At 45.3% G+C, this 12,538-nt stretch carries 7 protein-coding genes and 2 pseudogenes; 6 read left to right on the top strand and 3 right to left on the bottom strand.

Annotation, left to right across the window (positions count from 1 at the left end):
- Window positions 1–232 precede the first annotated feature (232 nt).
- Complete coding sequence (locus C0638_RS25120; protein WP_158309127.1) at window positions 233–382, top strand: hypothetical protein; 150 nt, start codon at window positions 233–235, stop codon at window positions 380–382.
- A gap of 400 nt (window positions 383–782) precedes the next feature.
- Here the strand turns inward: C0638_RS25120 and C0638_RS02815 are convergent, their stop codons facing one another.
- Window positions 783–1,511, bottom strand: a complete 729-nt coding sequence (locus C0638_RS02815; protein WP_013308701.1) for an SDR family oxidoreductase — start codon at window positions 1,509–1,511, stop codon at window positions 783–785.
- 198 nt (window positions 1,512–1,709) lie between these two features.
- Here C0638_RS02815 and C0638_RS02810 point away from each other — a divergent pair, with 198 nt between their 5' ends.
- Window positions 1,710–2,054, top strand: coding sequence for a winged helix-turn-helix transcriptional regulator (locus C0638_RS02810; protein ID WP_058711129.1), 345 nt, complete (start codon window positions 1,710–1,712; stop codon window positions 2,052–2,054).
- A gap of 118 nt (window positions 2,055–2,172) precedes the next feature.
- A pseudogene (locus tag C0638_RS25510) lies at window positions 2,173–2,286 on the top strand (export-like chaperone csaa); the annotation flags it as partial.
- A gap of 395 nt (window positions 2,287–2,681) precedes the next feature.
- On the opposite strand, the gene C0638_RS02800 reads toward C0638_RS25510, so the two are convergent.
- On the bottom strand, window positions 2,682–3,509 hold the full coding sequence (locus C0638_RS02800; protein WP_058711130.1) for an HAD-IIB family hydrolase: 828 nt from the start codon (window positions 3,507–3,509) through the stop codon (window positions 2,682–2,684).
- A gap of 85 nt (window positions 3,510–3,594) precedes the next feature.
- Here C0638_RS02800 and C0638_RS02795 point away from each other — a divergent pair, with 85 nt between their 5' ends.
- On the top strand, window positions 3,595–4,578 hold the full coding sequence (locus tag C0638_RS02795) for a LacI family DNA-binding transcriptional regulator (protein ID WP_058711131.1): 984 nt from the start codon (window positions 3,595–3,597) through the stop codon (window positions 4,576–4,578).
- Window positions 4,579–5,270: 692 nt separating this feature from the next.
- Here C0638_RS02795 and C0638_RS02790 read toward each other — a convergent pair.
- Window positions 5,271–6,587: an erythromycin esterase family protein gene (locus C0638_RS02790; protein ID WP_058711132.1), complete on the bottom strand. Its 1,317-nt coding sequence runs from the start codon at window positions 6,585–6,587 to the stop codon at window positions 5,271–5,273.
- A 276-nt stretch (window positions 6,588–6,863) separates the two neighbouring features.
- On the opposite strand from C0638_RS02790, the pseudogene C0638_RS02785 reads away from it, so the two are divergent.
- Window positions 6,864–10,890: pseudogene (locus tag C0638_RS02785) on the top strand (DUF5695 domain-containing protein).
- A 135-nt stretch (window positions 10,891–11,025) separates the two neighbouring features.
- Entirely contained in the window at window positions 11,026–12,324 is a 1,299-nt protein-coding gene (locus tag C0638_RS02780) for an alpha-glucosidase/alpha-galactosidase (protein ID WP_058711175.1), read from the top strand.
- The last annotated feature ends 214 nt before the right edge of the window (window positions 12,325–12,538 follow it).

The following is a 12,538-nucleotide window of genomic DNA, read 5'->3' as shown; positions in this document are numbered from 1 at the left end:
TTTTTTTATTATATCGGTGTCAGAAGAAAATAAAATTCTAGACTGATGACGAATCATTAAGCTAACGGGCAGGTTAGTTTAAATACATATTCAACTTAGCAATCAATATAAAATTACAATACTGGATTGTAGAAGCTGATTGCAAAGTTGTAGAGCTCTATTAATACTTAGCCTTGTCAAATTATGCATTTCTGAATAATTTAACACATACTACAAAAGAGAGGGAAGAAACATGAGTGAAGTTAGATTTGGCAATGTTAATGTTGTTACATGCTTAGAAGATGTGAACAAACTACACGTTCAAGTATTAACTCTTTTGGGAGATTGGATTGGCGTTGCAGGGAAACCAATAACTATTCATGATATGACGGCTTCCGCCTAAGGTATGGCAACTACGACTGCTCGTCACTCGGGTCAGAGGAGAAAGAACATAGCCCTATAGAAACCCGCGCTAGGCGCGTTTTTTCATTTTAAAGGGTCAAGTTCATGTCCTTGGTCAGGTACAAGAATTTGACCCTATTGCCGATAGTGGACATAAACAAGTCCTTATAGCCGTTGACTACACAGAGAATCTATTCCGCTACTCTGGAGAGTGGGACGGGGTAACAGGTCTTCAGTATATGCGCAACCGCTGGTATGATCAAACAAAAGGATACCTTTCTCCAAATAGCTTTACGGAATACTCAGAAACTGCCCGGGTAAAATGGTACGGATAAGATGATGTATTAGAAATATTTATATAGGAATTTTTGGATGTTAAAGCTAACTTATTCCCTGTGTTTTTACCAAGGCACAACTCCATTTTCATCAAAAAAGCTACCAGTTGGACCATCATTATTGATTGTGGCAAGCTTAACTACACTGGAAGCTGCTTGTTCGACTGTGCGATAGCCACTATTACCATTTAAATCGGTAGCCGTAAATCCAGGGCAAACCGAGTTGATTTTAATAGGAGTATCTCTTAATTCTTTAGCAAAGAAAACAGTTAAAGCATTTACAGCCGTTTTGGAACTATTGTAGGCGAGCGAATTCACATTATAAAATTCCGACGTTGGGTCTGAATTCAAAGTTAAGGAACCTAATCCGCTGGAAAGATTTACGATTCTTCCGGCAGAAGATTTTTTGAGCAATGGAAGTATTGCTTTAGTGACAGAAAATACGCCGAAAACGTTTGTCTCATAGGTATTCTTGAGAACGGACAGTTCCAGTTCACTTGGAGGTGTGTTGCCTTCAAAAAACACGCCTGCATTATTAATCAAGATATCAAGGTATCCATATTCTTGTTCAATCCATTCTACTGCGGAGAGAACGGAGCTGGGGTTTGTGACATCAAGAACCACCGTTTTAGCTTTAATGTTCTCCGTTTCTAAAAACGTTACGGCCTCATGTCCTTTTTCTTCGCTTCTTGCTCCTATTAAAATCTCATACCCCATGTTTCCCAATTGTCTTGCTGTCTCAAAACCAATACCTTTGTTGCCACCTGTAATTAATACGATCTTGGATTTATTCATAAAATTGCCTCCCTAATCTATTTTCTAAAATCTGTACCTACGAAAATGTATTTAATTCTTATATTTGTGACTGCTATTTAGATTCTCTCATTGTAATCGTGATATATCTCCTTTCATTTCTGATATAGTTAATATAGTGGAAATGATTGATACTTGTAAGTACGCACATTTTTGTAACTTAATGAATGGAGTGGCAATATGGGATATGGATTAAAAAATTATGGCGATTGCAGTGAAGAGGTTATAAAGGGCTGTCCTGTTGAAATGGTTTTACATATGATAGGAGGAAAATGGAAGGGAATCATTATCGACATTTTATCCGAAAAATCGGTCAGATTTAATGAACTTAAACGATTAATACCAGGGATTTCACAACGGATGTTGACTCTACAACTCAGGGAACTCGAGGCGGATGGAATTGTGAAGAGGATAGTAGATGACACTGTGCCACCCAAAGTAGAATACTCCCTCACTGAACAAGGAAATAAATTGTCGAGTATTATCGATTCTATAAGAGTATGGGGAAAAGAGTTTCTATCCTAAGTCTGCGATCGGGAAGTCTTAGTGGATAGCCGTATACTTACTCTCTGCCGATAGATATGACAAACCAAAGAAGAATCTTTTTGAAGCTGGTGCTTTATATTTGTTTCAATGAATGTACCGCATAGTGGGATTCAATTCGGAAGTTTTGGTTCTGGGCGGACTGCCTGAACAGGGAGATGTCGTGCTGTTGAAGCCGGATTTCGATCTACCCAACGGAACGCAAATCAGATAATAAAGGCAAAACCCACCGTGCAAGGCGACAGCCTTACGGTGGGTTTTAATTTCTTAAATAACCCTGTATGATTTGTTATTACCACCCTTTCTTGTTCTCAATTATACAGTAATTGGAATTGTTCGTTCTTATATGGACTCTTTAGAAATTTTCATATTTGAGGTCATTAAGCTAACGAAGAACGATAGTTCAATACAAACAAGAAGGCAGCCGATCAAAGTGATTGGCTGCCTTTGTTTAACTAATGGGCAGGATGGAGTGACTTTTGTGTAGAAAATTAAAAACGAACAAATCAAGTTCGTGCGCAAGATCTAGCGATGCGCTTTGAAGTGCCGGTTCGCACGATTTACCGAGACTTAGATCGGCTAAATATAGCTGGGCAAACGCCATATGAATTACTCCCCAAAGAAATTTCTGCATACATGCAAAATTCCCTCGGCGTAAGGATAAGGGGCAACGTTGTTGTGGCATGACTTTGCCTCTGCCGTTGCATTCTGGAGAAGATATCCATAGGCAACCATCTGAAGCATCTCGATGTCATTTCCACTGTCACCGAAAGCCAATGTTTTGGACAGGAGTACCTGACTATAATCCATCAGGAATTGCACAGCCGCTTTCTTTCCAGTTCCTGCGGGGATAAAATCGACATCATATGCGTGCTCCGGATCACCCGCCTTGGGATTGCAAATATTGATATTAATTCCGATCCCATGATTTGCAGCCAGATGCCTGATGATACTTATATCATATTGGGTTTTGACTGCTGATACCGGATAATAATAGTAGTTCATTTTGTATCGCGATTGACCCAATTGAGTCTGCTCGTGAAGAACAATGTTGAATGTTGATTTTAATTCGCTAATTAAATCTTCTACATCTCTTCGAGAGAATCCGGAGGCCCTTATGATCTTTGCCCATGAAGGAACAGCGACCAGTTGTCCGTCAGGCTCGACTTCCCACAATTCTGTGCCCAGATTGCTCGCTATAAAATGGGGGAGCTGCGTCATACCGGCTATATTCATTTTTGCTTGTATTTGCTGAACACTACTTCCGGTGACCCAAGCTATCTTTACCTGATGATTTCTGGCAAGCTGCTGGAGGTATTGTTCCAGTTCGTACACCATTTTGAGTTGTTCAGGCAAACATTCATGCGGATAATAAGTTTCGTCAAAATCAAACAATATCAGATATTCGGTTACAGCGGGGGTATATATGACTTTCATGAGTGTAGCTCCTCCTATAGTTTGTTAACGATATCATAGTTGCAGGGAACGTTCCCAGGTCAATACTTTAGATGAGGTGTTAATTTTGCCCACCATAATTGATATTTCACGTGTAAGCGGTCTCTCCAAGTCGACGGTATCACGTGTGTTAAATGACCATCCTCATGTATCTATTGAAAGCAGACAAAAAGTACAGAAAGCCATTACGGAGCTGGGATATGTCCGCAATACGCAGGGGGTTCAGTTGCGTCTACAGGCAAGCAATCATATCGGTGTGCTTGTCCCGGATGTGGAACATCCCTATTTCAGTCAGCTTGTTAGTACATTAAGTCGATCTTTAGGCTCAATGGGGTATCAACTTGTCATCTATCAGACTGAATTATCCCGGGAGTATGAACGTGATGTGTATGCTCGATTGGCACGTCGAGAAATGGATGCCGTGGTTATTGCTCATTCCCATTTCTCGGAGAGAGAAATTAAAGAATATATAGGTTCTTACATTGGAATCATATGCAACGAAGCGATGGACGGAGAGTTTCTTGATGTCTTTCGATTGGATGAAGAAGATGCGGTCTTTCAAGCGACAGCATATTTGCTGTCCAAGGGGCGCCGTCATCTGTTTTTCTGTATGGATCACCTGACACAATTGCAAAAGAAAAGATGGAATGGGTTTCAAATGGCTCACCAACAATTCGGTCTTGCCTGTACAAAATCACAATGTTATACGGGTCTGATGACTATGGAAGATGGGTATGCCTTGGGAGAACAATTATTTACTTCTGATCAATTGCCGGATGGAATGATAACAGGTAGTGACTTTGTAGCTACTGGTTTATTGAAAGCAGCAAAGCAAAAGGGGATATCCGTGCCTCAAGAAATGTCCGTCATCGGATTTGATAACCATCCTGTAGGATTAATGACTAATCCGGAATTGACCACATTAACCAATTGTATTCCTGATATGGTAAAGGATGTTACGGAATGTCTTACCCGGCGATTGAAGGGGATGCGATCTGCTCCTATAACGAAAATCTACAAGACTTCGTTGATTATACGTAATTCTACTTAAAAAAAGTGAAGTGAAAGACAAAGAAAAAGAAGGATAGTGAAATCCTTCTATCGGTCAGGAAGGATACATGTCTGAAGAGGAATTGAAGCGTTACTAGATCTCTTCGTTGTGGTACTTGAATTTCTAGACAAAATGGAAGCATTTCTAAACAAGAAGATATTCAGTGGTTCTTTTACACTGTAGGAGAAAGAATGGAAAGCAGGTTCCAGATGAATTTACCGTCCTTCATGTTCCTGGCCAAATCTATGCGGTATTCGATATAGTCGTGAGACGATTTTTGTTGTATTTATCACAGAAATGATTCAACTAACGGGAAACGATACACTGTCGCGGCAAATGTTCCCTCTTTCATTGAAGTAACGGGCGATCACTTCCAAGGCCGACAGGACCGGAAATTGTGGAATGAGCAAGGAATCAGGCACATCCGTCCAGCCGCCATATACACCAGACGGAAAGACAGGAGATAGGGGGTGTTCTCCAGATTTCCGTGATGGAGACATCCCTTTTTTGATAGATGCATAAAAACTAACGGACCGTTTAGTTCAATAAAAAAGCAGCAGGCCCAGACTAATAAAAATAAAGTCCGTGCCTGCCACTTTTTGTATTGGAGCCAGTCTCATAGTTATTATCCGAAGCCTGACGGTAAACGCTACCCAGCCATCCAGCATCCCACAGACGTTTCTTGCGAGCTGTTATTCTGAAAATAAAGCATCCGTTGCAACCGGCTGAAGGATAGGCAGTGGCTGAAGGGCGGTGGTCCGATCGAGATGAACAAACGCATTATAACGATCTGCCATGCTGGAAGGCACGTAATTGCCGAACCGCTCATGAGCAGGCTCGTACACCACACCGATGGCACGGTGGCCAATGGTCGTATGCAGCATGGAAGATGCATCGGAGAGCATTATCATGCCATTTCGGCCGCCTCCCGCCTGGTGCATGTAATACTCCCAGCTTTCTGGCTGTCCGGGCGGGACGGTCATTTTCTCAACCGGAGATCCCCAAGCTCTTCCAGCCAGTACCTCGCCCTGATAGGTCCCGAAGCCAATGGCAAACACCCGATGTTCTGGATCCTCCCGCAGCAGCTGACCCACATTAACCATGCCATCCGCCATCATATCCGTTGCCCGCGCATCACCGATATGCGTATTATGCTCCCAGACAATGGCTTTTGCCGAGGCCCCGTAATAGGACATGATTCGCTTGAGGGATTCAACCATATGTTTGTCCCGTATATTCCAGGACTGTGGGCCGCCCCGGACCATCGTACGATAGTAGGCCTCCGAGCTGGAGGTGACGAGCATGTTCACCTCTGCATTCAGCTCTTCCTCACTTCCCGGATACGCCATGCGCCGGCTCTGCATCTGCTGTAGCAGCTCAACCACTTCTTTCTCACAGCTCTCCGAGAGCAGTCCTGCCGCAATGCCATAAGACTGATGGTCCCTGCTATATGGGTCGAAACAGGCGTATGTCCTGCGGGCCTGTTTCAGTTGGGGAGAATTGGTCTCCTCCAAATAACCGATAATCGCTTCCATCGATTCCCATAACGAGTACATATCAATGCCATAAAATCCAACCTTCGCACGGACACTGCCGCCGCCGTGATTCGCCTCATTGTACTCCTTGAGCCACTCCGTGAAATCACGAATGTCCGTATTTGCCCACATCCATGTCGGCCAGCGGGTAAAATCACCCAGTGCATCGGCTGCCGAGGAATCGGCCCCCTCCATCCCTTTAACATACCGGTTCACCCGATAAGCAGAGGGCCAGTCTCCTTCCACACCGATAATGTTAAAACCCTTGCTTGTAATTAGCTTCTTCGAAAGCTCGGCCCGAACTCGGTAGAAATCAGAAGTCCCATGGCTCGCCTCACCGAGCAGCACAATATCTGCATCTCCGATGGCCTTAACCATGCGGTCCAGATTCTCCATTCCATCCAATGGGATAAATAATGCATTCAGCTCTTTCAAATAAGCGTTTTGCTCTGGTGGATTATCATTCGAATTCATGAAGTTGTTCCCTCCTACAGACGGTATGAGTGAATTATTTCCGATTTGTCCATTCATTAATCCAAAACATGGTGTCTGTTGGTATGAATGATTCATCCCCCGATTAGGTTGAAATCCTATATAAATCGGTTGAAAATGTTGATTTTACCAATGGACAAGGATTTGTACAATAGAGTTGTAGCGCTTACATTTCCAAGGAGGTTGCGGCGAAATGAAGAGACTTCAGCTGATTGACAAGCAAATCAGGACCCCGAGATTGAAAAGGAGGCCGTGTTGATGAAATTTAAGGGAATATTGGCGGCGTTTTTGTTTTTAACCACAGCGTCTGTGTTGTTTGGGACGCATACAGCAGAAGCACATGAACTATCTAATGACAAGCTGACGATTCAGACAGGAGAACATGGGGAAATTTCGTCTATCCGTATCAAGGGAGATGCTTTTCCGACCGAATATGTCATGAACGCAACGGTGACACCTGAGCAGAACACGGCTGATCATCAGTGGCTAGGAGAGCTGATGTTCACGTATCGACTGGATGGAGGTAGCTGGACGAAGGCATGGACGAATAAGTCGGCAGACGCACGTAAGATCACGACCAGCGGCAACCGCGTTACTGTCACGTATGAGAACTCAAGTAATGCAGAAGGCATACGCAATTTTAAAGTTATTGAAACCTATTCGGCGGAGTCGAATGGTTCAGTGTTGTGGAATATACAGGTACAGAATACCAGCGGCAAAAAATTGGAGATTGGCGATTTTGGATTGCCCCTACCTTTTAATGAACAGTGGACTTATGGTGATGCAATTTACGAAACGAGAGTCGTGACGCATTCCTTTGTCGGCAATAACAGCTCCTATATTACAGCTGGGCGTCCCAGCGGTATCGGGTCTTCCCTGCTATTGATCCCTGATTCCACAACAGGCGCTGGGTTTGAGTATCAGGACCATTGGCGGGATGAAGAGCATCCGGGTAGCAAGTGGGCCTGGAACCCGGCCAACGAAGGCAAGTGGTTGGAGGGATTGAATGTATTTTATATTCATTCCAATGTCATCAAGTCCACCAACCGTGGGTATTTGCCCAATACAAGCCTGATCCTGAATCCAGGACAAAGCAAAAACTATGGCTTCAAGTTCCTGGCGGTAAAGGACGAGCATGATGTAAAAGATACGTTGTATCAAGAAAACTTGGTGGATACTACAGTTGTACCAGGCATGATTGTGCCTACGAATCAAAAGGCGAAGGTGGATCTGCGTACCAAGCAAACGATCAACAAGGTGACCTATCCAGACGGAACCGTTATTCCGCAGACGGATAGCAAGGCTGGAGGACATCAGATTTATGAACTGAAATTTACTAAGCTGGGCCCGAACTTCATAACGGTAGAATACGGCAATGGCAACAAAACGGTTTTACAATTCTATGCCATTGAGCCGATTGATCAGGCGCTGCAACGGCACGCTACTTTTATGGTAGACAAAACCCAGTGGAACGTGCCAGGTGATCTGCGTGATAAGGTATTTGACGATTGGATGATGCATACCAAATCCAAACGCAACATTTTCAATGGCTATTGGGGCTGGGGGGACGATTGGGGTCTGACCCACGGACAGTTCCTGGCTGAGAAAAACACACTCTCTCCAGTCGCCAAAGAGGTGCGGGCCGTAGACGATTATTTGGAGACGGCGATTTGGACGAATCTGATGAATGGACATCATGAGGATTATTTAATTCATGATTTCCTGATGCCGGAGCCCAATGATACACCGACCTATCGGGGATATGCATACCCGCATGTATATAATACGTATTTCAGCATGTATAAGATTGCCAAGGAATACCCGGACCTAGTCACTTACAAGCATCCGAAGGAAACCTATTTGCTGCGGGCTTATAACATTTTCAAAGCATTGTATGAAGGACCCGTTGCGTACAACTGGGAAACAGGTCTGATGGGCGAGCTGACCACGCCGGATATTATTCAGGCCCTTCATGATGAAGGCTACGATGATGAAGCGAACGATCTCAAGGAAAAAATGGATCGCAAATATAACAATTTTAAAAATACAAAGTATCCTTACGGTTCCGAATATAGCTACGACAATACAGGGGAAGAGGCTGTATATACGTTAGCCAAGCAGAATATAGATACAGAAGGCGAACAAAGTAAAGCCCTGGAGATGATGGGTAAAATCAATGCCAAAACTCGTGCATCACGCGGCCATATGCCTGTATGGTACTACTATACCGATCCGGTGACGATTACCGGGGAGAACTGGTTTAACTTCCAGTACACGACTTCACTTGCGGGATATGCGATGGATGACTGGATTCGTCATCATGAGGACAATCATCGCGAGGAGCAACAACGGCTGTCCTATGCTGCCAAAATTGCCAATGTCGGAGCGATTAACTCCGGGCAAATCAGCTCGGACCCTGAGAACATCGGGGCGGTTACATGGACGTATCAAGCAGAAAAAGGCAATAACGGAACAAACGGTACTGGCGGCGGTAAAAATGTTCCGCTCTTTAACGGCTGGCGCGGCATGAGCGGTGAGGCTGACCTCGGATTGTTTGGTGCACTTAAAACCTTAAGCGCGGATATCGCGATTGATCCAATTTTTGGATTGACCGGCTACGGTGCAGAGGTGAGTAAAAGCGGTAACGTGTATACGATCAAGCCGCTAGACGGTTTGTTCAAACGAGTCAACCTGATTACGGAAAAGCTGTATATCGAGCTGGAAAAGGACCAGTATACAGAAGCCAAGCTGGCAACATCCAAGGATTATGTATGGCTCCAATTGAAAAATCAAACGCCGGGCCAAGCTCATTCTACGTACGTTACATTTGATGGCTTAAAGAAAGGAACGTACCTGGTTAAAGTGGGTGGTCAATCACAAGGCAAGTTTAATGCGTATGCACCAACCAATAAGCTTAAGTTGGAAATGGGTACAGCATCCTCCTATACAGTAGAGCTGACACCCACCACACCTGATCCCAACAAAGCACCTGTCGTTGATGCAGGCAAGGATTCCAAGGTGAAGCTGCCGGATCAGATTATTCTGAAAGGTACAGCTACAGATGATGGACTTCCGCAAGGAAAGGTGACCAGCGAGTGGAGTCTGGTTGAAGGACCACAGAACGCGAAGGTCACATTCAGCAGCAAAACATCACTACGCTCGAAGGTGAACGTTTCCGAATCAGGAACGTATATATTCAAGCTGACAGCCAGCGACTCCCAGTTATCAGGAGAGGCTAAAGTAACTGTGATAGCTGAACCGGCGGCACCGTTACCTGAACAGCTTGCCGTTTACAAGTTCGACGAAACCAGCGGTACTGTTGCTGCGGATTCATCGGAAAGCGGCAATGATGCTACCGTTAAGGGAACTGCGGCATGGGCTGCGGGGAAAAGAGGCAACGCTGTGAGCCTGAACGGCAAGGACAGCTATGTGCAGCTTCCGGCAGGGATTGTCAGCCGGGCACAGCAATTGACCGTATCCGGCTGGGTCAAGGCGAACAGCCTGAGCGATTATGTGCGGATTTTTTGACTTCGGCTCCGGGACCAATGAATATATGTTCCTGACCCCTAAAGCCGGGAACCGGATGCTATTTGCCATTACGAATCAGGGTAACGGGCAAGGACAGGAACAGACGATTGATGCCCCTGTATTGCCGACAGGCGTATGGAAGCATGTTGCAGTCACGCTTTCAGGCTCCACAGGTATTTTGTACGTGGATGGGAAAGAAGTGGGACGCAATACCAACCTGACCTTGAATCCAACCAGTCTGGGACAGACGAAAAATAATTTTATCGGTAAGTCCCAGTACCCTGATCCGTATTTCAATGGTCTGGTGGATGAATTCCGGATCTATAGCCGCGCTTTGAATGCAAACGAGGTGGCAGGTCTGGCCTCCGGTACAGCACAGAGTCTGACGGCAACTGAGAACATCACTGCGTTAAAAGAGGTGAATGTAACAACTCATGTCGGTGAAAAACCTGAACTGCCAAGCGTAGTGGAAGCTACGTATGGAGAAGGCTCCACCAAATGGGTGGCTGTGGAATGGGAGGATATACACCCTGCACAATATGCTGCTCCAGGTTCGTTTGAATTGAAGGGCAAAGTGGAAGGGACAGAGTTGAAGGCATTGGCCAAGGTAACTGTGATTGAGGCAGGGGCCGTGGTTTTACCGGCAACTTCGGTTAGCCCGGAGACTTCAGTAACCCCGCCAACTACGACATCCCCGGCAACATCTGTCTTACCGTCTCGGCTTATCAGCCCAGCTAAATCAGTGGGAGTATCCTGAATAAGAGGCAACAACGCATAGTCATGGCTAATCTTTCCCATCGTCACTTTCTTCCTGCAAAGGGGGAGAGGGGCGATGGGTATCCTTGCATTTGAGGTGCAAAGCTGCGAACAAAATGTGAATGGGGGACAAAGTATGAGCAAGATTACATTTCTGGGTGCAGGCAGTACGGTGTTTGCTAAAAATGTGCTTGGCGATTGTATGTTGACACCTGCTTTGCAGGGCTTTGAACTGGCGTTGTTCGATATTGACCCTGTTAGGCTGAAGGATTCGGAAAATATTTTATCCAATTTGAAAAAAACAACGGGGAGTACCTGTGTGATCCGCTCCTACACTGACCGTAAGGAAGCATTGCGCGGAGCGGCCTATGTAGTAAATGCCATCCAGGTGGGCGGCTATGATCCGTGTACGATTACGGATTTTGAGATTCCCAAAAAATACGGACTGCGCCAAACGATTGCTGATACGGTTGGTATTGGCGGTATTTTCCGCAATTTAAGAACGATTCCGGTGATGCTCGATTTTGGGGCAGACGTTCGCGAGGTGTGCCCGGATGCACTGTTTCTCAACTATACCAATCCGATGGCTGTGTTGACGAACGTGATGAACGTACATGGCGGTGTCCGTACGGTAGGGCTGTGTCATAGCGTACAGGCGTGTATACCCGAGTTGTTCAAAAGCCTCGGCTTGGAGCAGGAAGGTGTAAAGGCAAAGATCGCAGGCATCAATCATATGGCGTGGCTGCTCGAAGTGAGCAAGGATGGGGTGGATTTGTATCCTGAGATTAAAAAACGGGCTACCGCCAAGCAGCGGGAAAAGCATCATGATATGGTACGCTTTGAAATGATGCTGAAATTTGGCTATTACATTACGGAATCGTCCGAGCATAACGCAGAATATCATCCGTATTTTATCAAACGGGCATATCCTGAGCTAATTGAACGCTTCAATATTCCTTTGGATGAATACCCGCGTCGCTGCGTGAGCCAGATTGAACGCTGGGAGACGATGCGTGAGGAACTTTTGGGCGATCAGGATCTGCGCCATGAACGGTCGAATGAATATGCTTCTTATATATTTGAGGCAATCGAAACCAATCACCCCTTTGCCATTGGCGGGAATGTGATGAATACAGGCTTGATTACCAATCTGCCGAAGGAAGCCTGTGTGGAGGTGCCTTGCCTGGTGAACCGCAATGGGGTTACGCCGACCTTTGTCGGGGATTTGCCGCCTCAATGTGCTGCACTGAACCGGACGAATATTAATACCCAGCTGTTAACGATTGAAGCTGCAATGACGGGGAAAAAAGAACACATTTACCACGCCGCTATGTTGGACCCGCACACCTCGGCTGAATTATCCATGGATGATATCGTTTCTCTGTGCGACGACCTGATTGCAGCGCACGGGACGTGGCTTCCAGCTTATGTGTAAGGGAGGCAGATGAATGGGGGGCAGGGGGCGTCAAAAGTTCGCCGGGATTCCTGCTTTGTGAGAAAAAAGTAACGTTTGATTTTTAGTCTGTTATGATTTATGATTTATGATATAAGAAATATTGGATGATGCTGGAACAATTTATATGGTATGAACTGATATTTTCATAGTTTTTGCGCGTGAAGCACACGGGCTGTTTCTTCCTTCATAGGGG

It is taken from the genome of Paenibacillus sp. lzh-N1 (genome assembly GCF_002872435.1).
Taxonomy (GTDB): Bacteria; Bacillota; Bacilli; order Paenibacillales; family Paenibacillaceae; genus Paenibacillus; species Paenibacillus polymyxa_C.
The sequence above is the reverse complement of the archived record's forward strand: the minus strand, read 5'-3'. Positions and strand labels throughout refer to the sequence as shown.